The organism is Bacteroidota bacterium, assembly GCA_039821555.1.
Classification (GTDB): domain Bacteria; phylum Bacteroidota; class Rhodothermia; order Rhodothermales; family Rubricoccaceae; genus JBCBEX01.
In genome coordinates this window covers 328,749-351,374 of record JBCBNX010000002.1, presented here as the reverse complement: position 1 = coordinate 351,374, position 22,626 = coordinate 328,749, and the positions used below count along the sequence as shown (strand labels likewise).

The 22,626-nt window shown below is 68.5% G+C and carries 15 protein-coding genes; 5 read left to right on the top strand and 10 right to left on the bottom strand.

From position 1 onward, the window contains the following. The first annotated feature begins 101 nt into the window (after positions 1–101). On the top strand, positions 102–1,226 hold the full coding sequence (locus tag AAFU51_04095; protein ID MEO1570429.1) for a DUF1080 domain-containing protein: 1,125 nt from the start codon (positions 102–104) through the stop codon (positions 1,224–1,226). Between the two features lie 76 nt (positions 1,227–1,302). On the opposite strand, the gene AAFU51_04090 is transcribed toward AAFU51_04095, so the two are convergent. The 5 genes from AAFU51_04090 to AAFU51_04070 form a co-directional block, all read right to left on the bottom strand. Continuing rightward, positions 1,303–2,205, bottom strand: a complete 903-nt coding sequence (locus tag AAFU51_04090) for a hypothetical protein (GenBank protein MEO1570428.1) — start codon at positions 2,203–2,205, stop codon at positions 1,303–1,305. Positions 2,206–2,533: 328 nt separating this feature from the next. Further along, positions 2,534–4,045 carry a HAMP domain-containing sensor histidine kinase gene (locus tag AAFU51_04085; protein ID MEO1570427.1) on the bottom strand — a complete coding sequence of 504 codons (1,512 nt, stop codon included), beginning with the start codon at positions 4,043–4,045 and terminating at the stop codon, positions 2,534–2,536. Between the two features lie 112 nt (positions 4,046–4,157). Continuing rightward, a complete protein-coding gene (locus tag AAFU51_04080; protein ID MEO1570426.1) occupies positions 4,158–4,904 on the bottom strand; it encodes a response regulator transcription factor in 747 nt (248 codons plus the stop codon). A gap of 120 nt (positions 4,905–5,024) precedes the next feature. Further along, entirely contained in the window at positions 5,025–7,889 is a 2,865-nt protein-coding gene (locus AAFU51_04075; protein ID MEO1570425.1) for a hypothetical protein, read from the bottom strand. A gap of 95 nt (positions 7,890–7,984) precedes the next feature. After that, positions 7,985–8,113 (bottom strand): hypothetical protein, encoded by a 129-nt coding sequence (locus AAFU51_04070; GenBank protein ID MEO1570424.1) that lies wholly within the window; start codon positions 8,111–8,113, stop codon positions 7,985–7,987. A 293-nt stretch (positions 8,114–8,406) separates the two neighbouring features. Between AAFU51_04070 and AAFU51_04065 the strand changes: the two genes are divergently transcribed. The 4 genes from AAFU51_04065 to AAFU51_04050 all read left to right on the top strand — a co-directional run bounded on the left by AAFU51_04065 (position 8,407) and on the right by AAFU51_04050 (position 14,580). After that, the gene (locus AAFU51_04065) at positions 8,407–10,971 is read left to right on the top strand and encodes an MMPL family transporter (protein MEO1570423.1); all 2,565 of its coding nucleotides are present in this window, start codon (positions 8,407–8,409) and stop codon (positions 10,969–10,971) included. 68 nt (positions 10,972–11,039) lie between these two features. Continuing rightward, entirely contained in the window at positions 11,040–12,092 is a 1,053-nt protein-coding gene (locus AAFU51_04060; GenBank protein MEO1570422.1) for a hypothetical protein, read from the top strand. 217 nt (positions 12,093–12,309) lie between these two features. Continuing rightward, positions 12,310–13,485 carry a glycosyltransferase family 4 protein gene (locus AAFU51_04055; protein ID MEO1570421.1) on the top strand — a complete coding sequence of 392 codons (1,176 nt, stop codon included), beginning with the start codon at positions 12,310–12,312 and terminating at the stop codon, positions 13,483–13,485. Positions 13,486–13,563: 78 nt separating this feature from the next. After that, the gene (locus AAFU51_04050; GenBank protein ID MEO1570420.1) at positions 13,564–14,580 is read left to right on the top strand and encodes a hypothetical protein; all 1,017 of its coding nucleotides are present in this window, start codon (positions 13,564–13,566) and stop codon (positions 14,578–14,580) included. Between the two features lie 160 nt (positions 14,581–14,740). Here AAFU51_04050 and AAFU51_04045 read toward each other — a convergent pair whose 3' ends face one another. The 5 genes from AAFU51_04045 to uvrA all read right to left on the bottom strand — a co-directional run bounded on the left by AAFU51_04045 (position 14,741) and on the right by uvrA (position 22,525). Beyond that, positions 14,741–15,760 (bottom strand): glycosyltransferase, encoded by a 1,020-nt coding sequence (locus AAFU51_04045; protein MEO1570419.1) that lies wholly within the window; start codon positions 15,758–15,760, stop codon positions 14,741–14,743. Between the two features lie 3 nt (positions 15,761–15,763). After that, entirely contained in the window at positions 15,764–16,975 is a 1,212-nt protein-coding gene (locus AAFU51_04040; GenBank protein MEO1570418.1) for a glycosyltransferase family 4 protein, read from the bottom strand. 11 nt (positions 16,976–16,986) lie between these two features. Continuing rightward, positions 16,987–18,273 (bottom strand): glycosyltransferase family 1 protein, encoded by a 1,287-nt coding sequence (locus tag AAFU51_04035; protein MEO1570417.1) that lies wholly within the window; start codon positions 18,271–18,273, stop codon positions 16,987–16,989. A gap of 248 nt (positions 18,274–18,521) precedes the next feature. Next, positions 18,522–19,460: a class I SAM-dependent methyltransferase gene (locus AAFU51_04030; protein ID MEO1570416.1), complete on the bottom strand. Its 939-nt coding sequence runs from the start codon at positions 19,458–19,460 to the stop codon at positions 18,522–18,524. A gap of 86 nt (positions 19,461–19,546) precedes the next feature. Beyond that, a complete protein-coding gene (gene uvrA / locus AAFU51_04025) occupies positions 19,547–22,525 on the bottom strand; it encodes an excinuclease ABC subunit UvrA (protein ID MEO1570415.1) in 2,979 nt (992 codons plus the stop codon). Positions 22,526–22,626: the final 101 nt, after the last annotated feature.

Below are 22,626 nucleotides of genomic sequence, written 5' to 3'. Positions count from 1 at the left end.
AGGAGCATAGGATAGCACACAAGCTCCCCGATGTACCGCGTATGTACCCGGTGCCGCCGCGTAGCTTGCGGGACTCGCTTTCCCTCTCGAACGCTCCCGTCATGCGCTCTTCGCTTGCCCTGCTGCTCGCCCTCGTCGCGGCGGCCTGCCTCCCGCCCGTCTCGTCCACGGAGTCCCTCGTGCCGATGTCCGACGCTATCCCCCGCGCCTCCGACTGGCGGCAGCACGACACCACGCGCCCCGCGCCTGACCGCGTCGCACCAGCCCCCTCACGCCTGCCAACGCCCGCGCCCGCCGACGCGACCGTCCTCATCCCCGCCGATGGCGGCTCCACGGAGGCGTTCCGAGCGACGTGGGAGTCTCCGGGCGGCAACGTCCCGCCGTGGGTCGTGGAGGACGGGGCCGTCGTGGTGGTGCCCAGCAGCGGGCCGATCCAGACGCGGCGGTCGTTCGGCGACCTCCAGCTGCACATCGAGTGGCAGGCGGCGGACGAGCCGGAGAAGACGAGCCAGGACCGCAGCAACAGCGGCGTCTTCCTCCTCGACGGGCGCTACGAGGTGCAGATCCTCGACACGTACGACAACGCGACCTATCCCGACGGCATGGCGGGCGCGATCTACGGGCAGTACCCGCCCCTCGCCAACGCGCTGCGGCCCTCGGACGAATGGCAGAGCTACGACCTCTTCTTCCGCGGCCCGCGCTTCAGCGACGACGGGACCGTGCTCGAATCGGCGCGGCTGACGGTGCTCATCAACGGCGTCCTCGTGCAGAACAACGAACTGCTGCCCGGCATGACGATCTGGATGCAGTCGCTCCCGTACGAGCCGCACCCGAGCAGGGGCGCGATCCAGTTGCAGGACCACGGCAGCCCCGTTCGCTTCCGCAACCTGTGGGTCCGCGAGACGCCCGCGCGCCCCGCCCCCCCAGCAGGCTACACCGATATCGCTGCGGTGGACGTTTCCGATGCTGACCTCGCGCGCCTCGTCGGCCGCTACGAACGCGGCCCCGGCGACCTCTTCGTGATCGAGGACACCCCGGACGGCCTCGCCCTCTCGATGCCGTGGCGCTCGGGCCTGCTCCCGATGGTCCCGCTCTCGCCGACGCGCTTCCAACTCCAACACACCGCAGCCGTGCTCACCTTCGGCCTCGACGCCGACAGCCAGCCCACCGGCCTCGTGGTGGAGATGGGCGGCGGCACCTACCCGGCGACGCGTGTCGTGGAGTAGCTCCGTACGAGCACAAAAAGAACTGTCCCCCTCGCGGACGAGGGGGACAGGTCGAGTGGAGCGAGACCAGGGGGTGCTAGCGGCGTGCCGTGCCTGTCGGCAGGCTGCCGAGGTTCTGCCCGAGGGCACCCGCGGCGGCCGGGGTCGACACGGTGCCGAGGAGCGGCTTCGCGGCGAACGGTGCTGGGCTGTCGTCGGGGCTCGGCTCCACCGAGATCACGACGGTCGCGCCAGCGAGGTCGGTCGGGAAGGCCTGCCCCGCGGGGGCGTTTACGAGGAAGTCCTCGCCAGGGAACGGCGGGCCGGGCTGCGCGCCGCTGAACGGAGCGGCAACGTCGGCCATCGCAGCGTCGAGGAAGGTGCCGGTCGAGAGGGGACTGCCGTTGAGGACCACCCAGCCTTCGTACGCCCAGCCCTCAGGGAGCGTCGGGAGGTCGAGGCCCGCCACGGGGCCGCCCGAGGCGACGTCCAGGAACCAGATGCCGCTAGCCTCATCGTCCATCGCAGCACTCGTCGGCGTAGCGATGATGTACTGCCCGGCCACGCTTGCGAAATCGGAGCCGAGGGTGGCGGGGTGCGCGGTCGAGAGCGCCGCGGAGGCGCCGCCGAAGTCGCCGCCGATCAGCTTGGTCGCGGCGGGCACGGCGTCGGTGTCGCCCGCCGGCTCGATGGTGAGCACGAAGGCGGCCGCGTCGTCGAGGCGGTCCACTTCGAACGCGCCGTTGGCGATCGCTGCGCCCTGGAGCGTGACGAGGCCGCCGCTGTCGGACACGTTGAACTTGCCCGTCGTGACCGGCGCGCCGTCGATCATGACCCAGCCTTCGTAGTGGAAGCCGTTGGCGAGCGGATCGAGGCCCGAGAAGGCGAGGTTGAGGGTGCCAGCCGTCGTGCCAGGGCCGTCGCTATCGGTGGAGTCGCAGGCGGCGAGGCCGACGGCGATGACGGCCACGAGGGCGAGGCGCAAGAGGGTGCGAGACATGGGAGTGTGGGGTTGCTGGTTGAGCGTGATTGGAACGCTCCCAGGCTAGCCCCTGAATCTCACACCCACGTCACGGGAAGGTGGTTTGTGACGTACGGCTCGTGGCTGTCGGTCATGCGTTGTCAGCAGGTGTCGGGTCGTAGGCACCAAGCTGCGACTCGCTTCCAGCTTCGTTTGGCTCCCCCCGTCCTGCGTCGTCTCCCCCCGTCCTGCGTCGTCTCCGCTCGCCCAGCTCGCTTCACTCCTCGGACTGTCCCCCTCAAGTTGAGGGGGACAGCTTGACCGCCGTTCAGGCGTGTCAAGCGGGGGAGCATGGCGAGCTAACGGGTTATCCCACCGCGAGCCGCTCCGTGCGCCAGGCGGGGAGCAGGAAGCTGAACGTCGTCCCGCGGTTGACGGCGCTCTGGACGGACAGCGTGCCGCCGTGGAGTTCCACGAGCTTCTTTGTGATCGCGAGGCCGAGGCCTGCACCCGTCTTCGAGAGGTCGCCGCCGGTAGTGCGGGCCTTCTCGGCGCGGTAGAAGCGCTCGAAGATGTGCGGCAGGTCGGCGGCAGGGATGCCAGCGCCGGTGTCCGACACGCGCACGCGCACGCCGTCGGCCTCCGTCTTGGCGACGAGCCGCACCGTGCCGCCCGTGGGCGTGTGCTGGAGCGCATTGTCGAGGAGGTTCACGAGCGCGCGCTCGACGAGCCCGATGTCGGCGTGCGTCATCGGCGCGGCGTCGGGGAGGTCGGTTTCGAGCGTGATCCCAGCCGCCTCGGCGCGGGGCGCGATCTGCATCGCCACGTCCTGCACGAGGTCGGTCATCGCGAACGGCTCAGGGCGCGGCTGCACCTGGTGCGCGTCAAGCTTCGAGAGCTCAAAGAGCTGTGCCACGAGGCGGTTCAGGCGCGCCGTGTTGCGCAGCGCCGTGTCGAGGTAGCGCGACAGCGTCGCCTCGTCGGCCGTACCGAGCTTGAGGCGGATCGTCTCCAGGTAGCCCTGCACCGAGGCAAGCGGGCTGCGTAGGTCGTGCGAGATGTTCGCCACGAGGTCACGGCGGAGCTGATCGGTGCGGCTGAGTTCGTCGAGGTTGGCGACGAGCGTATCGGCCTGCCCGTCAAACGCGCGGGCGAGCGCGCCAAGTTCGTCCGTACGCTGCGTGAGGCGGGGCGCATCCGTACGGAGGCGCCGGTCGAGGTGACCGCCCGCGAAGGCCGCGACGCTGTCCTCCATCCGCCGGAGCGGGCGCGTCAGGAACGCGAACGCGAGTAGGCCTACGAGCAGCGTCGCAAGCAGCACCAGCCCGATGCCACCCACCGCCGCTCGCGCGATGCCGCTCTCGGCGACCAGCCCGGCAACCGACTCGTAGCGCTGCCCACCGAGCACGACGTAGAGGTAGCACCCCTGCTCGCCCATGATAGCCACCGGCGCAACGGAGAACGGCACCCGGCGGTCGGGGTCGAGCGGATCGGCATTGCGGATCGGCGCCGAAGCCCCCGCCATGAACGCATCGAGGGGCGCCGTGTCCACGAACTGCATCGTGGGTGCCGCGTCGGCCTCGGTATGGACGTAGCCCGCCTTGATCATCCCGTCGCCGCCGAGCAGGTAGAGGTCGATGCGCGGGTTGATGCCCACGAGGTAAGTGATTTTCTCCTCGATGGCGTCGTGGTCGATGGCGTCGTGGAGGTAGGGCTGGAACTGCACCGCGAGGTCAGACGCGAGCGTGCGGTTGAGGCGCTGCTCGGTCTCCTCGGTGACCGCGACGGCGGTGCGCAGCCCGACCACGCCGAGTGCCGCCGTGAGCACGAGCACGAGCGCGAGGAAGAGGAGCGAGAGGCGGGTGTTGAAGGAGCGCATGGGTCTGGATGTCACCTGTGTTTCATGCTGGACTTGGTTCATCATCTCAGCGATGCAACGAAACGCGGCGCTCGTCAGAGATCCTGAAACGAGTTCAGGATGACATGATTGGTTATTCGCTAGTCACCTCTGCGGCATCAGCGAACCGATACCCGAGCCCGCGCAGGGTGCGGATGAACTGGGGGTTCGAGGGGTCCGCCTCGATCTTGCCACGCAGGCGATTGATGTGCGAGTTGACCGTGTGGCTATAGCCGTCGTACTGGTAGCCCCACACGAGGTCGAGCAACTCCTGGCGGCTATAGACGCGGCCGGGGTTTTGCCCGAAGAGCAGCAGCAGTTCCCACTCCTTCGCCGTGAGGTCGAGCGGCTCCTCGTCGAGCGTGGCGCGGCGCTTCACCGGGTCGATGGCGAGCGCGCCGTATCGCAGCCGCGTCGGGGTGGCTTCCTCGGCTTCAGCGGCGCGCTGGTCGACGTCGATGCGGCGGAAGAGCGCCTTGACGCGGGCGAGCAGTTCGCGGACGCTGAACGGCTTCGTGAGGTAGTCGTCGGCGCCGAGCTCGAGGCCGAGCACCTTGTCGAGCTCCTCGGACTTGGCCGTGAGCATGAGGATCGGCAGGTGCGGGTCGGTCTGCCGGATGCGCTTGCAGACCTCCATGCCGTCGAGGCCGGGCAGCATGAGGTCGAGCAGTACGAGGGCGTGGCGACCGGTACGTGCGGCCGCCAGCCCGGCGTTGCCATCGGCGCGGTGCGTGACGGCGTAGCCGAGGTCGCCGAGGTGGATTTTCAGCAGCTCAGCGATGTCGGGGTCGTCTTCAACGATGAGGATGGAGGCCGGGCGGATGGAAGCGGGCGTGGACATAGTGGAGACAGACACAGAAGGACACGGTAAGGGTACAGCCTACCACCGCGCCGCGCCTCACGCCAAGCTCACATCGACATGTCCTGTGTATTCGTAGCCTACCTCGTCCCCGCAGCGCCGTCACCGCAGGATCGTCACGCGCAGCGTCGCGGCGGCGTCCTCGCCCTCGGCGCGGAGCACGTAGAGCCCGGCGGCCAGCCGTGTGGTCAGCGCGGCCTCGAAATCGCCCGGCGGGACGGCGTCCCAGGCGGCCACGCGGCGTCCGAGGAGGTCGTAGAGCGCGAGGTCGGCGGGGTCGCCGAGCGTGAGGCGGAGCGGAGCACCGGCGCGGAGCGGGTTCGGACCCACCCGGGCGAGGAGCGGAATTGCGGGCTGGGGCTCGTCCTGCGAGGCCGTCACCGGGAGCGCGTCGTCGATGCGGGCGAGCCCGACGAGCCCGATGCCGAAAGCTTCCGCGTCCAGGCCGACGTAGCCCGTCCCGTCGTCCGCGACGAGCGCGGTGCGCGGTGTCGTGACGAGGCCTCCCAAGTCGTTCAGAGGCACGGTAGCGGTGCCGACGCCCGGCACATACGCGGTTGCCACCGGTGCCGCGTCGTCACGCGTCGGCCCCACGGCGAGCGCACCGACGCCTGGTCCAAGCGCCACGTCCTCGATGACGATATCGAGCGGCGTGTTCCACTCGATGGTGCGGTCGGGCGCAATGCGAAGGATCCTGTCGCCGTCAGGGTTCATGTATCCGACTACTGCGGCACCGTCTGCCCGGACCGCGAACGCTGAGGGTTCAAGCTGAAGGGTGCTAATGGAGGTGCGGCTCACGGCTCCCTCGGCGGTGAACTGGAACACGTTGAGACCGTCGCACGCGCTGCCGCCAAACGCCTGTCCGATCACATGAACCGTTTCAGCGTAGTCGATACCTGTCGGTACGTCAAAGTTTGCCCACACGATATCGCATCCGGCTAGGTCGCCGGTTGCCCTGGTGCTCGTGAGGTCTCCGTTCTCAGCGAAGCGGTAGACGCGGATAGTGGACTCAGGCGACGTCGGGCTGACCAGTGCATAGCCGGTTGACGTTCGATGAAAGCCGAGCGGGTACGGTTCGGCGTCGGTAATCCGCGTGGTCCCGTCGATGCCACCGTCGGCGTTGAGGCGGACGACCTCCACGGCTAACGCCACGAAGTCGTCGATCAGAACCGGCACAGCGGCTCCGCCCGCTCCATCGTCCACCACGCTGCCTGCAAACTGGCCGGAGACGGCCGGTTCGCGGTCGAGGCGGCTGACCCATCGCGCGGTCCCGTTCGGTGCGAGGCGGGCCACGAGCGCACGCTCCTGCTCCTGGTCTGACACGGAGGTGCCCGACACGAGAACGTCTCCATCGACTGCCACGGTGATCGATCCTGCTGGCCTGAAGCGAGCGCGCTGCGGAGCATCGTCGGTGCCGCCCCCGTCCACCGCGGAGGCCCATTGCAGCGTTCCGTCTGGGGCTACGCGGGCTACAAGCAGGTCACGCCCCCCCTCCTCGGTGCGCGTTGTTCCAAAGAGGTACACACCTCCCCCCGGTGCCAACGTCGTGCTGTGGAGTTCGTACACAGCGCTAGGCACGCCCGCTCGCACCTGCGCCCACGCCTGGTCACCGCTCGCCTCGTAGGCTTCGACCGCCCAGGCTCCGGTGGCTGTAGTTGTGACCAGGCAAGTCGCCGCACCCGCGCAGGGAACGAGAGTACGCTGGCGGAAGCCGCTTCGGTTGGTGGAGCGCTGCTCCCAGCGGAGGGCCCCGCTGGCGTTGTAGGCCACGAGCAGACTCGTGCCTGACGCGGATTGGGTACCTGCCCACACCACTACGCCCTCAGCGTCAGCGCGCACCCCTTCGACGTTGCGCACGCCGTCGTCGGGGAGGGCTTGTTGCCACTGCTCCTGACCGTCGCTCACGTTCAGCCGCGCCACGCGCAGCCCAGACGACGGCCCTAGAACAGTGCCCCAGGCCACGTACGCTGAACCGTCTCGGATGGCTACGTTCGACTGCGGGAAGCTGAAGGCTGCAACGGCCGCGAGCGTCGTGGTCCATCCCACGGCACCGTCGAGGGCGAAGCGGCGAACCGCTATCTGACTGCCGCCCGGTCCTATGCTTAGCCCCGCCAGGACCACACCGTCGTTGTCGGCACCCAGGGCAAATGGGGTGAATCCGGCGTCGGTCTCCACCACGGTCGTCGCGCCGCTCGGATCGGCGATCAGCAGCTGATAGGCCCCCGTTGAGGAAACGACCACCCGTCCGTCAGGGAGTGCAGCGAACCCAGAGAGCTGAGAGGAGGCAGTGGTAGACTCCGCTTCGTAGGAGGCGGTGGACAGGACCATACCTTCCTGATCGAAACGGCTTAGCAGCGTCACTGCGGCCGTTTGGGACGGCGGCTGCGACTGCACCGCCACCCACACGTTGCCCATGGGGTCTGCTCCGGCAAACGCGACACTCGAGAGGCGTTCGGCATCGGCTACGGTTACCTCACGGGACCAGGCGACGCCGTCGTTGTCCGCCTTGATGACAGACACGCTGGAGGGCGGGAGCGACGTGGGACGAACGACGCCTACGCACCCTGATCCAGACGCTGCCACATCGAAGAGCAGCGATGTCGCTGGGGTCGCTTCAACGAGCGGGTGCGTCCAGAGAACCGTCCCGTCTGCACCCACGCGTGTCAGGACCGGTCCGCTCGAGGCGGCGCTCAGGGTCTCGTTGGAGAGCGCGCACACCTCGCCGCCAGGGGCCGGCGCTGCTGCACCTACAAAGGCGTCTCCATCCGTGTTGGCCTCGTCCAGCACAAGCGTCCAGGCCAGGTCACCTTGCCGTGCCAGCGTCCCCGACAGCGCGACTGGCTGGACAGACGGGGCGACCGGTGTGCCGTAGACGGGTTGGTCGTCGGAGTCGGTTGCAGGTTGCGCACGCGCAGACGAAGTCGCAAGCAACCAAAGTGCACAGCAGCAGAGAAAGCGGGCAAGCATGGAGGGCCGTGCTAATGAAAAACAAACGCTGAGAAGAAAAAGGAGGGGCCATCCGCAGATGACCCCCCACATCGGCTCTGAATGAAACCCGGACGCTACAGTTCCAGCACACTTGGGCCCTGCTCGAACGCCACGTCCACGGGGATGCCAGCGGCGGAGAGCCGGCCGAGGTCGGTCTGGAGTTGATCGTCGGCCTGGCCGTACTGCTCCACGAAGCGGACCATGCCCTCGTAATCGCCATCGCCCTGGAGGGTGAGGAGGTGCTCACTGAGGACGTTCGGGGTGCCAGCGGTAGTGAAGCAGGTCGTAGGCGGGGCGTGCCGCCCGGAGCTGCGGAACCTCCGTCCACCTCGGTGCTACGGGCCGGGCTTGGAATGCCGCATGTTGTCGCGCTCCCGTACTCTCACACCCACATACGCCCCACCTCTCGCCTCGCGTTACGAATCACGCCCCTCGGCGCGGCGTACCCCGCACGCCGTCGACGTGAGCGGCGTCCCCTCACCTAGCCTCCTCGTCCGTGGACCGACTCTTCGCCGCCCTGCGCCCGGCCTTTCGCTGGCTCGTCCGCCACCCCGCCCTCGTGCTGCTTGCCGGGTTGGCCCTCGCCGTCGCGGGCGTCCTCGGCGCGCGCACGCTCAAGATCGACACCGACTTCGCCAACCTGCTGCCGGACGACAACCCGACCGTGCAGGCACTCGAACGGCTCCGCGACACACTCGGCGGCGAGTCGACGGTCGAGGTGGCCGTCCAGAGCCCGTCGTTCGACGCCAACGTCACCTTCGCCGAGGCGTTCATCGAGCGTGCGCTCGCGCTCCGGCAGCCGTCGGGCGAGCCCTACCTCACGCGCGCCGAGCTGCGCACCGACACCGAGTTCCTCGACAACAACGGCCTCTACTTCGCGACCGAGGACGAACTCGACGACCTCACGTTCTTCCTCGAAGACGAGATCGAGCAGGCGCGGCTCGACGCGAACCCGTTCTTCTTCGACCCGCTCGCCGACGACGAGTTCGACGACCTTGCGGCGGAAGACGAGGACGCCGAGGACGAGCGCGCAGCGTCGCTCGAACAGCTGCGAGTGACGGAGTATCGCACCTCACCCGACTCGACGGTGCTGGCGTTCTCGCTCTACCCCGGCGGCTCGCAGACCGACGGCGCGTACGTCTCCGGCCTCTACGCCAAGCTCGACTCGCTCGGCGCCGCCCTGGGACCCACCTTCCACCCCGAGATGACGATGGCGGCGGCGGGGCGCGTGCTCCGGCAGCAGGTCGAGATCCGCGCGATCACCGACGACGTGGCGGCCTCGTTCGGCGCAGGCGTCTCGGCGGTGCTGATCGCGGTGCTGCTCTACTTCCTCTACAAGGGCGTGCAGGCGCGCACGGGCGGACGGTTTGCGCTGTCGACTCATTGGCGCGTCTTCCTCTCCGAGCTCGCGCGGCTCCCGGCGACGGCGCTCGTGATCGCGGTGCCGCTCCTGATGAGCCTCGCTTGGACGTTTGGCATCGCATCCGTCGTGTTCGGGACGCTCAACCTGATGACCTCGACGCTCGGGCTCGTCCTCTTCGGATTGGGCATCGACTACGGCATCCACTTCTTCGCGCGCTACACCGAAGAGCGCGGCGCGGGACGCTCGGTCGAGGACGCCGCCGAGGAGACGTTCGTGAGCACCGGCCAGGCCATCGCCGTCTCAGCGTTCACCACGGCGGCGGCGCTCTACGTGCTCACCATCGCCGACTTCCGGGGCTTCAGCGAGTTTGGCTTTATCGGCGGGACGGGCATCCTGCTCGCGCTCGTGACGATGCTCACGATGCTGCCCGCGATGCTGGCGCTCCTGGAGAAGCTCGGGGCGCTCAAGCTGGAGGCTCGGGAAACGACCATCGCTCCGGAGGTCGTCTCGTCTGGGAAGCCATTCCCCGCCGCGAAGGCCCTCGTGATTGCGAGCTTCGTGGCGGTGTTCTTGGCGCTGGTGGCGCTGCCGCGCGTCGCGTTTGAGTACGACTTCGGCGCGCTAGAGCCGACGTACGAGGCCTACGAAGAACGCGCGTCGCTCCTCCGCGAGATCAGCGCGGGCGGCGATGGGCGGCGCAACCCCGCCTACGTGCTCACGGGCGACGCCGACGCCGTGCCGCAGGTCGCCGCCGCCGTCGAGGCGCTCGTCGCGGACAGCGTGGCCGGGGCCGACTCGCTCGTGCTCGACGTGGAGAGCCTGCAGGAGCGCTACCCGTCCACCGACGAAGCCGCCGCCGACCGCCTCGCGCGCCTCGACGAGATCCGCGCGCTCACGAACGACCCGTTCCTGCGCCAGGACACGACGGGCAACGTCGCCCGCATCCGGCAGGCGGCGAGCACCACCGAGGCCATCCCGCTCGACGCCGTGCCCGCCGACCTCCGCGCGCAGTTCACCACGAAGCAGGGCGAACTCGGCACGTTCGTGCTCATCTACCCGGCTGTGGGTCTTTCCGACGCTCGCAACTCGATGGCCTTCGGCGACGCGATTGGCGAGATCGAGACCGAAGATGGAACCACCTATCAGGCCGCCTCGACGTCGCTCGTGGCGGCGGAGATGCTGCGCACGATGCTCGCCGAGAGTCCGCTGATGGTCGGGCTGACGTTCCTACTGATCGCCCTGCTCATGTTTGCGGTGTTCCGGTCGCCGGTGTGGACGGCGCTCGCGCTGCTACCGCTCGTGGTCGGCGTGCTGTGGATGCTCGGCGTGATGGAGTTGACAGGCGTGAAGCTGACGTTCTACAACCTCGTCGTCCTCCCCGCCATCCTCGGCATCGGCAACGACGCGGGCGTGCACCTCGTCCACCGCTACAGAGAGGAAGGCCCCGGCTCGATCCGCCGCGTCCTCCGCTCCACGGGCGAGCACGTGGCGATGGGCGCGATCACGACGATGATCGGCTTTGCGGGGCTGCTACTCTCGTTCCACCCGGGCCTCCGCTCGATCGGCGTGCTGGCCGTGATCGGCATTCTAGCAACGCTCGCGGCGGCGCTGTTCTTCCTCCCGGCGCTCCTGCAGTGGAGAGAAAACCGGGGTGCGGATCGTGTTGAGGATGTGGAAGTTGGAGGAACTGCGTCCTGAGGCGTGACATCGCGGCGTTCGGTAGCGGCTTGCTGCCCGGATACCGCTCCCCATCTTCCCCCGACTCTATGCGTGTTCTCCTCTTAGCAGCGATGCTCCTCGTCGGCACGCTCCCGCTGTCGGGTATGCCGATGTCGTCTGCAGATGAGACGGTCACGCTGCCCTCAGGCGAAGCGCGCGCGTCCAACGCGCGCGACCTCGCACCGCACAGCCTGCGGGGCACGAGCAGCGAGATCTGGGCCTACAGCTTTTTCTTCGACGACGGCACCCAGGCCTACCTGAGCCTTCGACGCGCGCGCCTCGGCGGCGTGCTCGGCTCGGTGAGTGGGGCCGAACTGTCGCTCGTGGGCGTGGCCGGGCAGACCGTGCGCGTGGCGAAGCAGTACGACATCGACGAGTTCCAGTACGACGCCAGCGCGCACCGGCTCAACATCAACCCCAACATCTACTTCGAGGGACGTCCGCCGCAGGCGCACCGCGTCAACTTCCGCGCGGGCAAGAACGACCGCCTCTACGAGGTCGAACTGAACTTTTCGAACATGGCGCGCGGGCTAACCTGGGGCGACGGCGAGTTCCAGGTGGGCGACGAGCGCTTCGGGCTGTTCATCCACATGCCCTTCGCCCGCGTCTCCGGGACCATCGCCATCGACGGGCGCGCCACGGAGGTGAGCGGCGTCGCTTACATGGACCACACGTACCAGACCGGCTCGCCGACAGACGTGCTGCGTACGGCCGTGCGCTATACGTCGTACAACGGCAACACCATCGAGGCGGCCTACCTTGCGCTGCCGGCAGGTGGCGGCCAGGTGGTCGGCTACGGCCTCCGTCGCGAGGGCGGCCAGACGCGCCTCCTCAAGCCGACCGGCCTCCGCATCGTCTCGACGCGTGCGGCACTCGGGGCGGACCTCCCGCGCCAAGCCGTGATCGCGTATGAGGGCGGCGAGGAGACGATCTTCAGCCGCTCGCAGGACCGCCAGCAGTTTGCCACGCTCGAAGAGCTCGGCGGACTAGCGCGGACGATGGCCCGGCAGTTCCTCGGCGGCGAGGCCGTCGTGGCGCGCGGCGCAGGCTCGCTCGGTAGCGGCGCGCGCGCCTACTACGAACTCGTCGGCCTGAAGTAGCGACACTCGGGAAGGGAGAAGTTCGAAGGCGGACGCAGGAAGTGGGGTTGCCGCTGAAACCGAGCCGGCTTCAGCGTGAACGAGTGGTAGCGTGGTCCAGGGCTGACACCTTCACACGTGCATACGTGCACACCTTCATACCCCAACTCCGCTTTCGGAGTTGAGACCGCGCGTAGCTTGAGGCGTTGTCCTCTTCCCCGCTCCGTCTCCGCGCCCGATGCGCGTTCTCCTCGTCACGCGCGACTTCCCACCGAGCCACGGCGGCATTCAGACGTATGCCTACGAGCTAGCCACGCGGCTCGCTGAGAAAGCGGCGGCGCTGGAGGTCGTCGCTCCGGCGCAGGACGGCGATGCGGCTTTCGACGCGGCGCTGCCGTTTTCCGTGCATCGGCTGGCGATCCGTTCGGACTTGCTCGTGCTGCGCGCGCTGCCGATGCTACCTCGTCTTGCTCGGGACGGGCGTTTCGATGTGGCCTTCCACGCGCAGTGGCAGACGCTCCCCGCGTCGCAGTGGGCGCGGCGACGCACGGGCCACCCGCGCCGGATCGTGACGGCGGCGCACGGACGGGAGCTGCTCTTGACGCCGGGCGGGACCTCTCCGCTGGGCCGGGCCTTCTCGGCATTCCGACGGCGCACGCTGGCCAACATCGACGCGCTGCTGCCCGTGAGCCGCTACACGGCGGGCCTCGCCTGTGACCTCGGCGTGCCGGACGAGAAGCTGCGGATCGTGACCAACGGCACCGACCCCACGCAGTTCTTCCCAGAGGACGCGACGGCGCTCCGCGACGAGCTCGGCCTCACCGGACGACGGGTGCTTCTGACCGTGGGTCGCCTCGTCCCGCGCAAGGGCCTCGACACGACACTGCACGCGCTCGCCCAGCTTCGGCAAGACGATGCCTACGCCGACGTGACCTATCTCGTCGTGGGCGACGGCCCCGACCGCACCCGCCTGACGGAGCTTGTCGGCGACCTCGGCGTGGCGGACGCCGTGCGGTTCCTCGGCCGCGTCGACGGCCCGCTGCGTGCCTACTTCAACCTCGCCGACGTGTTCGTGATGCCGTCCCGCGCCGAGGGACCCGACGTGGAGGGCTTTGGGATCGTGTTCCTGGAAGCAAACGCCTGCGAGACGCCCGTGATCGGCTCCACGGCGGGTGGCATCCCCGACGCCATCGTGGACGGCGAGACGGGGCTGCTCGTCCCTCCCAGTGATGCCTCGGCGCTCGCTGTCGCCCTGCGCCAGCTGCTGGACGATGCGGCGCTGCGCACGCGCTACGGCCAACGCGGACGGGCGCGCGTCGTGCAGGCCTACACGTGGGACCGCGTCGCGTCGCGCGTCTATCGGACACTGGAAGATCTCGTGAGCGGCACCGCTTCCTACAACGCCTCGGCATAAGGGCCGCTGGATTGTCGGATCTTGCGCTGCTGCGCGGACGCCACGACCTGCGCGCCCTACTCGTCCTCCCCCGCGCTCGTGCCCGACTCCGACTCCCCTGTTCCGACCGGCTGGCGGCGCGTGCTCGCGTGGGCGAAGCGGCACCGGAAGCCACTGATAACGTGGGGCCAGCGTATCCTCTCGGCGCTGGTCATCGGGCTGCTCGTCTACCAGCTCCTGCAGGTCGGCGTAGGCGAGGTGCTGCGCGCGCTCCCGACGAGCCCGCTCTTCTACGTGCTCATCGTGATGGGCTACCTGCTACTGCCCGCGTCGGAGGCGCTGATCTACCGCGTGCTCTGGGGCGTGCCTGCCACGCGCGGCGTCTGGCTTATGCTCAAGAAGCGCGTCTACAACCAGCACCTCGTTGACTACTCCGGCGAGGCGTTCCTCTACGCCTGGGCGCGGACCGCAACAGACCGGGAGGACAAACTGCTGTTTCAGGACGTCCGCGACGTCAACATCCTCTCGAACGTGTCGTCGCTGCTCGTAGCGCTGGTGCTGTTAGGTGGGATGGTGCTCGGCGGGCTGGTCGACCTCGAAGCCCTCGTCGGAACGGCGCAGGCACAGACGTGGATCGGCGTCGGCCTCGTCGTGGTGCTCGTCGTGGCGCTCGTCATCGCATTCCGGCAGTTCCTCTTCAGCATGCGGGCCGGGCTGGCGTGGCAGGTGTTTGGCATCCACACGACACAGCGGATCCTGCTCTACACGGTTCGGCTGTGGCAGTGGGTGGTTGGCGTGCCCGCGGTGACGTGGGGCGTGTGGTTTCCGCTGCTCTGCGCCTCGGTGGTGGTCGACCGGCTGCCGCTCTTGCCGAACAAGGACCTCTTCTTCGTCGGCGCGGGTGTCGAGTTCGCGCAGGCGCTCGACACGGCGACGGCGGGCATCGCGAGCATGCTGCTCGTGGCGGGCGTGGCGGGCAAGGTGCTCAACCTGCTCGTCTACGGCCTCGCCACGCTGATGGAGCGCCGCTACAAGACCGACGCAGGCGTGATCGACGTGGACCGCGACGGCCTTGGCCCGAAGGAAGTCGCTGCCGAGGAGCCAGCCGCTAGCTGATCAGGATCGGCACCACGACGTCTGCACGCCCCTGTGTTGCGTAGTGCGTGTTGCGTATTGGATCGAGGCAGAAACGCACGGTGCAACTCGCTACACCTCCTCCTACTACCCTTCATCCTTCTGCCATCGAACTTCTGCCATCGAACTTCTGCCTTCCCACCTAGCGCTTGGTCGCGGCGATGAGGTCGTCGAGGTAGGGCTCGACCATCCGGGCGAGCATCGTGCGCCCGCGCGTCGCCTCGAAGTGGGCGACGTCGAGCGGGCCGCGCAGCCAGCGGCTCAGCACCGAGTCGTAGAGGTGCGCCACGTAGGCCGTCGGCGTGGGGCGGTCGCCCAGGCGGTGCTGCGGATCGTCGCGGACGTAGTCCCAGCACACCTCGGGCGGGAGCGGGTAGAACGCGTCTGGCGGCAGCATGCGGAAGTCGGGCACGCCGTCGGTGCCGAGGAGCCGCTCCAGGAGCCGCGGGCCGATCTGCTTGCGCGTGAGGGCCTGCGCCTCGGGCATCGTCGCGGCCTCGCGGAGGAAGCGGGCGACGGTCGCGTTGCCGGGCGTCGCGCCGAGGATGGCGTTGTTGGGCGCGAGCGTGAACCAGTGCTCGATGCGCCGAAACGCCGCGCCCGCGTTGCCCGAAAAGCGCCGGATGCCCTCGCGGACGAGGTTGAGCCAGCCTGCCTTCGCCCACTGGAACGGGTTGTAGCCATTGACGACCGCCGTCGTCATGGCGACGCGCTCCAGGCCAGCGAAGCCCTGAAAGCCTTGACGCACGGGCGCGAGGTCGCGCAGCGTGATCGCGTCCGTGTCGAGGTAGACGCCGCCGTCGCGCCAGAGCACGAGCAGCCGCAGCACGTTGGCGCGGCTCGTCATCGGGCCGAGCAGGTGGTAGCGCCGCGCCACTTCCTGGCGGTGGGCGATCGTCAGCGCGTCGTCCTCGCCCTCCAGGCCCTCACCTTTGAGGAAGTCCTCCGGCGCAATGGGGAGCAGTTCGAACGTAGGGTGGCGCTGGAGGTCCTGCACGAGCGGGTCATCGGCCAGCGCGGGCACGTCGTGGTGGAGGCGGATCGCCTCGAAGCCGCCGCGGTCAAGCGCGGAGCGGACCGAGAGGTAGCCCAGCACGGAGAGGCGCGGGCCGAGCCAGACGAAGTGCCCGAGCGCCGGGATCGGAGTGCCAGCCGCCGCCATGGCCTAGCGTCCGTTCAGGACGAGGTCCTGCAGGTGCCGCACCGTGCGACGCGCGACCGCGGGCCAACTGAACGCACCCATGACGTATTCGCGCGAGCGCTCGCCGAGGAGGTCACGGAGTTCTCGGTCGCGGATCAGCACGCGGATCTGCTCGGCGAAGGCCGTCGGGTCTTCCGGCGGGACGAGGAAGCCGTTCGCGCCGTCGGTGACAACATCTTGGATGCCTTCGAGCGCGGCGGCTACCACGGGCAGCTCGCAGAGGCCCGCTTCGAGCATCACCACGCCGAAGCCTTCCATGTCACCCTCGACCTGCACGTTCGGCATCACGAACACGTCGGAGCCACGCAGGAGCGTGGCGAGGTCCGCTTCTGGCACGCGGCCGAGCAGCCGGAGTCGGTCGGTCACGCCCGCCTGCGACGCCGCCTCACGGATGGTTTCCTCTTCGGGACCGCTCCCAGCCACGAGGAAGTAGGTCGGGGTGTCGGTGGAGAGGCGCGGGAGGACATGCTCTACGAACCACGCGGTGCCCTTGCGCTTGACCTGACGACCGACGCTTGCGAGCAGAAAGGCGTCGTCGGGGAGACCGTGAGCGTCGAGGAGTTGCTGGCGGGCGGCCGCGCGGGCGGGCAGGCTGCCGAACCGGTCGAGGCGGATGCCGTTCGGGCATACTTCGATCTGGCCCGCATCGGCACCGCGCTCTTCACACGCCTCGGCCGTCGCCTGGCTGACAGGCAGCACGGCGTCGAGCGCACCGAAGACGCGGCGCAGCCAGCGCTGGTAGGGCGGGAATGCCATCGTGACATCGTGCCCGTGGGCGATGGCGACGTACTTCGCCCGGCGGCCGGCCGTCGTGCGGCAGAGCAGCGGGGCCAGCGACGCCGTCACCATCGATGAGAAGACAACCACGTCGATCTGCTCGCGGCGGATGCGGCGCGGGAGCGAGGCGAGCAGCTTCGGCAGGAAAAGCGTCGTCCGGGCCGCCGTCCAGGTCCACGACGTGTAGATCGCCTCAGTGGCGAGGATCACGCGTGGGTGCTCGCTCATCGCACGGTGGAGGTCCACCGCCACGCGCTGCATGCCACCCACGTTGGAGAGCGGGCGGTCACGCGGAGGAAACGAGTGCGTGACGAAGAGAAGCCGCACGGCAGGACGTAGCTGACCAGAGGAAGCGGGGGACCGCGTCGGATCGGCGAAGGAGCGAGGGGAGGCGAGCATGGCCGGACAGGCTATGCCAGACGTGAGCGCCGCGCGAGCGTGGGAACGGGCACGTTCAGACCGTCGCCGGCACCGTCCCCGGCAAGCACGGGCTCGAGGTCGAGCACCTGATCGTAGTGCCGGACGAGGCGGTTCATGATCGCCGACCAGCTGTAGGTCTGTGCCCGGGCCAGCGCGCCCTGGCCAAACCGTTCGCGCAGCGCCGCGTCCTCGACGAGTTGCTTCGTGCGCGTCGTGAAGGCCGTCGTGTCGCCGGCAGGGACGAGGAAGCCTGAGGTGCCGTGGTCCACGAGGCCACGGCTGCCAGTCGCGTCGGCGCAGATGGTCGGCAGGCCCGAGGCCATCGCCTCCAGGGTCACGTTGCCGAACGTCTCGGTGTCGCTCGGGAAAAGGAACACGTCGGCCGAGGCATAGGCCGTAGCGAGGTCGGTGCCGCTGAGATAGCCCGTGAAGACCGTGTTCGGCAAGCGGCGCTCCAGCGCGTCCTGCGCGGGACCATCGCCCACGACGAGGCTGCGGTGCGGCACACCGAGGCGCTCCAGGTTCTGAACCACATCGGCGAACACATCGAGGCCCTTCTCCCACACGAGGCGTCCCACGAAGGCCACGACGACCTCCTCCGGCGCGAAGCCCTGCGCGGCACGCCACGCGGCCGAGCGCCGGTGCGGTCCGAAGCGGTCCATGTCCACGCCGCGCGCCCAGAGACGGACGCCGCGCGTGATGCCGTGCGCCTTGAGCGCGTCCATCACCGACGGCGACGGCGCGTAGACGTGCTCGCACCGGCCGTAGAAGCGGCGGATGTACGACCACACCACCGACTCCAGCATCTGGAGCTTGTAGTACTTCAGGTACGACGTGAAGTGCGTGTGGTAGGACCCGACGACCGGGACCTGATTCTTCTCGGCCCAGCGGAGCGCCTGCCAGCCGAGCAGGTCCGGCGTGGCGATGTGGACGAGGTGCGGGCGAAACGCCTCCAGGCGGCGCTTGGCTTCCTTCTGAAACCAGAGCGACACGCGGTATTCATCGCGCCCAGGTGCCGGGATGGAGGGGATGGGCACGAACGTGCCATGGTGCGCCATCGGCGGCTCGTCCACGGTGGGGCCGAAGACCAGGACTTCGTCGCCCTGCGCTTCGAGATGGGCAACGAGCCGGTTGAGCGTCAGCGAGACGCCGTCCGGGATGTGGTTGTAGTTGCCCGTGAACAGCGCAATGCGGCGGGGGGGCGGGGCATCTGCATCGCCTCTGGGAGCGCCCTCGTGGGCATACAGAGGCGCAGAGGCCAGGGGGCTAGGCTGCATGAGCGAGCGCCTCAGGTGTGGCGGTGGGGTTCGCGGGCGGTACTGGAAGCCGGGGAATTCTTCCGAAAGTGCGAGCCGGTCTACCACTCCACCAAATCGATGTTCTCGATTAACCGATTACTGACACAACGCACAAGCGATACGCACAAACCCTTGAACCCAAGAGAGATGGGGGATTTCCTGACGTTTCCTCCCCAAAAGCCCTTCCAGGGTGCTTCCAGGTCCCTCAACCACTCTACGCGGCGGACTCAGCGGGCCACGAGCCAGGTCCGCGTCACGAGCAGGTCGTCGGTCTCGTAGCCGAGAAAGGGGGCTGCGAGCGGCACCTCGTCCAGCACTGAGGCCGGCTCCCGGTCCGACTGCTCCTCGACGATCTCGAACCCGGCCTCGGCGAACGCGCGGCGGAAATCGTTCACGCGCAGCCGCGTCATCGGAATAATTCGGTTGTTGATGAGCTGCCACGCGCGGTCGGAGAAGCGGTAGAAGTGGAGCGGCGTGATGGAGTCGTCGCGGTAGTGGAACTGGTCGGCGAGGTCGATCTCGTGGCTCATCACGCCGCCCGGCACCAACGTGCGCCGGTTCTCGCGCAGCACTGCCAACAGCAGATCCCACGGGAGGTACTCTAGTACCACCGTTGATGCTACCAGATCGACGCAGGCGTCGGGCAAGCCAGACGTCTCGGCCCCGTGGACGTGGTAGTGGATGCCGAGCGGTTCGAGCAGTGCCTCTGCGGTATCGGCACGGGAGTCGTGGAGCGCGCGCAGCTGCTCGATGCGTTCCGGCTGCGCGCCGGGGAGGTGCTGCGTGAGCACGCCGCGGTCCGCGTAGTCGAGGTAGTAGGCCATCAGCCGCCGCAGCCGCGCGGGCTTCACGTGCCGCTCGATGTCGTAGGTGTGGACCGCCTGCGTCCCGCACACGAACGCCGAGAGCGGAAGGTCGGGATACCACCCCGTGCCGATGTCTACGAGCACCCGCGGCGCCGGGCTTGGCTCGGTGGACGCGACGGCGCTGCGCGCGCGGTAATAGTCGAGGTGGCGCACGGCGAGCGCGAGCTTATCCTCGAAGGTCTCTGGTCCAAGCTCCAGCGACCTGGTCACGTAGGTCTGGAAGACCTCGTTGATGCGCGCACGCATCGGCGTCAGCCCGATGGCTTTCTGAAGCACGGCTTTGAAGACCCAGGAAGCCATCGCAGAGCAGGGGGTGAGGAGGACAACCGCCCTACACTACGAACGCCCGCTCGTTCGCGGCAGCATTTTAGCGCGGCGACCCGTCGCTACAGCAGGTCCCGCAGAAACCGCCCCGTGTGACTCTCCTCGACCTGCGCCACCGCCTCCGGCGTGCCCTCGGCGACGATGAAGCCGCCGTGCCGCCCGCCCTCAGGGCCGAGGTCAATCAAGTAGTCGCAGGCCTTGATCACGTCGAGGTTGTGCTCGATCAGCACCACCGTGTGGCCGTCGGCGATGAGCGCGTTGAAGGCATCGAGGAGCTTGCGGATGTCGTCGAAGTGCAGGCCCGTCGTCGGCTCGTCGAAGAGGTAGAGCGTGTGGCCGGTGTTGCGCTTGCCGAGGTGCGAGGCCAGCTTGACGCGCTGCGCCTCGCCGCCAGAGAGCGTGTTCGAAGGCTGCCCGAGCGTGAGGTATCCGAGACCGACGTCCTGGAGCACCTTCAGCTTGCGGTAGACCGTCTTCTGGTCGGCGAAGAACGAGACCGCATCGTCCATCGTGAGGCTGAGGATGCCGTCGATATTCTTGCCCTGCCAGCGCACTTCGAGCGTCTCCTTCTTGTAGCGCTTGCCACCGCACGCCTCGCAGGGGAGGTAGAGATCGGCGAGGAACTGCATCTCGATCTGCACGACGCCCTCGCCCTCGCACACCTCGCAGCGCCCGCCCGGTACGTTGAACGAGAACGTGCCTGCGCGGTAGCCGCGGATCTGCGCCTGGTGCGTGCCCGCGAGCAGGTCGCGGATGCCGTCGAACGCGCCGATGTAGGTCACCGGGTTCGAGCGCGGCGTGCGCCCGATGGGCGTCTGGTCGATCAGCTCGATCTTGTCGATGAGGCCGTAGCCGCGCACCTCGTCGTGCGCGCCGATCTTCTCCGCGGGCTCGCCGCCCTTGAGCCGCTGGAGCGCCCGCGCGAGCGTCGCGTTGACGAGCGTGCTCTTGCCGCTGCCAGATACGCCCGTCACGCAGGTGATCACGTCGAGCGGGATCGTCACGTCGAGGCGCTTGAGGTTGTTCTGCCGCGCGCCCTTGACCTCGATCACGCGCTCGGGGTTGACCGGTCGGCGCTCGTCAGGCACCGGAATTGTCTTGCGGCCGGAGAGATACGCGCCGGTGAGCGAGGCCTCGTCCTTCAGCGCTTCCTCAAACGTCCCCTGAAAGACGAGGTCGCCGCCGAGCCGCCCCGAGCCGGGGCCGATGTCGAGGAGTTGGTCGGCGCGGCGCATCATCTGCTCGTCGTGCTCCACCACGAGGACCGTGTTGCCGAGATCGCGCAGGCCTTCGAGGATGGCGATGAGGCGGTCGTTGTCGCGCGGGTGCAGGCCGATGGTGGGCTCGTCGAGCACGTAGAGGCTGCCGACGAGGCTCGACCCGAGCGACGTGGCGAGGTTGATGCGCTGGCTCTCGCCACCCGAGAGCGTCGAGGCGAGGCGGTCGAGCGTGAGGTAGTCCAGCCCGACCTGCACCAGATACGTGAGCCGCTTGCGGATCTCCTCCAGGACCCGCCCGGCGACCTGTTGCTCGAAGTCGGTCAGGTCCAGCGCGTCGAAATACGCGAGCGCATCGGCGGTCGTGAGCTCACTGATCTCGCCGATGTGGTAGCGCGGCGCGAGCGTGTCGGGGTTGGCCGCCGGGTCGTCGCCGATCTTGACGTAGAGGGCCTCGGGGCGGAGGCGGTAGCCGTTGCACTCCGGGCAGCGCGTGTAGCCTCGGAAGCGCGCGGCGAAGATGCGGTAGTGCATCTTGTACGACCGCTGCTGCAGGAAGCGGAAGAAGCCGCGGATGCCGATGTAGTCGCCGAAGCCGTCCCACACGGCCTTCTTGTGCCGGTCGGGGAGGTCCTTGTAGGGAATTGTGACCGGGATCGACTGGTGGGCTGCCATGCGGAGGAGGTCGCGCTGGTGCTTGCTCCACTTGTCGGTGCGGAACGGCGCGACGGCCCCCTGCTTGAGCGAGAGGTGCGGGTTCGGGATGATGAGGTCCTCGTCGAGGCCCGGCACGCGCCCGAAGCCCTGGCACACCTTGCACGCGCCGAGGGGGCTGTTGAAGCTGAAGAACTGCGGCGTCGGCTCGTCGAACACGCGCCCATCGCGCTCGAAGTGCGCCGAGAAATGCAGCAGCTCGCCTGCGTCTTCTTTGGGCACCGTCACCGCGACACAGCGGTCGTGGCCCTCGCGGAAGGCCTGCTCCACGGAGTCCGCGATGCGCTGCGTGGTCGCGTCGTCCTTCGGCTTGGTCGCCAGGCGATCCACGAGCACGAGGAGCCGCTTGACCGGCGTGCGCACCTTCGCAGGCTCTGTCTCGTTGAGGTCGAGGATCGACGGCGCCTCGCCCTTGGCGGCCTGCTTCTCGGTCGGCAGCACCACGAGGCGGTAGAAGCCGTTCGCCTTGAGCGCTTCGAGCTCGTCGGCCTTCTTGCGGCCCTTGTGGCTCGGGAACGGGAAGCAGAGGTAGAACCGCGTCTTGGCAGGCCGGTTGCCTTGCAGCGCCTCGGCGACGGAACGCGGGCTGTCCTTCGTGACCGGCTCGCCGGAGACGGGCGAGTAGGTCGTCCCGATGCGTGCGAAGAGGAGGCGGAGGTAGTCGTAGACCTCGGTCTGCGTGGCGACGGTCGAGCGCGGGTTCTTGGTCGCCGTGTGCTGCTCGATGGCGATGGCCGGCGCGAGGCCCGTGATCGCGTCCACATCGGGCTTGTCCATCCGTTCGAGGAACTGCCGCGCGTAGGCGCTCAGGCTCTCGACGTAGCGCCGCTGCCCCTCGGCGTAGATCGTGTCGAAGACGAGCGACGACTTTCCGCTGCCAGACGGCCCCGTCACGACGACGAGCTGCTTCTTCGGGATCGTGATATCGAGGTCTTTGAGGTTGTGCTGCCGCGCGCCCTTGATGACGAGCGCCTGCCCCGCGGAGCCTCCGCGTGCGCCGCTGGGCGGCAGCGGCTGGCCGTTCGTTTTCTTCGACTTCGTTTTCTTCGAGGACGACGAGTTCGTCAGGGAGGACGAGGGTGCGGAGGCCGATTTCGTACGCGCGGGCATCGAGCAGCGGGGTCGCGAAAGCGAGGGGATGGCGGAGACTGTGACCAACGCCGCCGCCCGCAAAAGGTGCCGCGTTTTGCGAGACGGGGCGACGAGGAATC

Coding starts and splice junctions, on each gene's coding strand:
- AAFU51_04030 (MEO1570416.1), bottom strand. CDS start 19,460: ATGGCTTCCTGGGTCTTCAAAGCCGTGCTTCAGAAAGCCATCGGGCTG.
- AAFU51_04045 (MEO1570419.1), bottom strand. CDS start 15,760: ATGGCGGCGGCTGGCACTCCGATCCCGGCGCTCGGGCACTTCGTCTGG.
- AAFU51_04060 (MEO1570422.1), top strand. CDS start 11,040: ATGCGTGTTCTCCTCTTAGCAGCGATGCTCCTCGTCGGCACGCTCCCG.
- AAFU51_04055 (MEO1570421.1), top strand. CDS start 12,310: ATGCGCGTTCTCCTCGTCACGCGCGACTTCCCACCGAGCCACGGCGGC.
- AAFU51_04035 (MEO1570417.1), bottom strand. CDS start 18,273: ATGCAGCCTAGCCCCCTGGCCTCTGCGCCTCTGTATGCCCACGAGGGC.
- AAFU51_04075 (MEO1570425.1), bottom strand. CDS start 7,889: ATGCTTGCCCGCTTTCTCTGCTGCTGTGCACTTTGGTTGCTTGCGACT.
- uvrA (MEO1570415.1), bottom strand. CDS start 22,525: ATGCCCGCGCGTACGAAATCGGCCTCCGCACCCTCGTCCTCCCTGACG.
- AAFU51_04095 (MEO1570429.1), top strand. CDS start 102: ATGCGCTCTTCGCTTGCCCTGCTGCTCGCCCTCGTCGCGGCGGCCTGC.
- AAFU51_04070 (MEO1570424.1), bottom strand. CDS start 8,113: ATGGTCCGCTTCGTGGAGCAGTACGGCCAGGCCGACGATCAACTCCAG.
- AAFU51_04040 (MEO1570418.1), bottom strand. CDS start 16,975: ATGCTCGCCTCCCCTCGCTCCTTCGCCGATCCGACGCGGTCCCCCGCT.
- AAFU51_04085 (MEO1570427.1), bottom strand. CDS start 4,045: ATGCGCTCCTTCAACACCCGCCTCTCGCTCCTCTTCCTCGCGCTCGTG.
- AAFU51_04080 (MEO1570426.1), bottom strand. CDS start 4,904: ATGTCCACGCCCGCTTCCATCCGCCCGGCCTCCATCCTCATCGTTGAA.
- AAFU51_04090 (MEO1570428.1), bottom strand. CDS start 2,205: ATGTCTCGCACCCTCTTGCGCCTCGCCCTCGTGGCCGTCATCGCCGTC.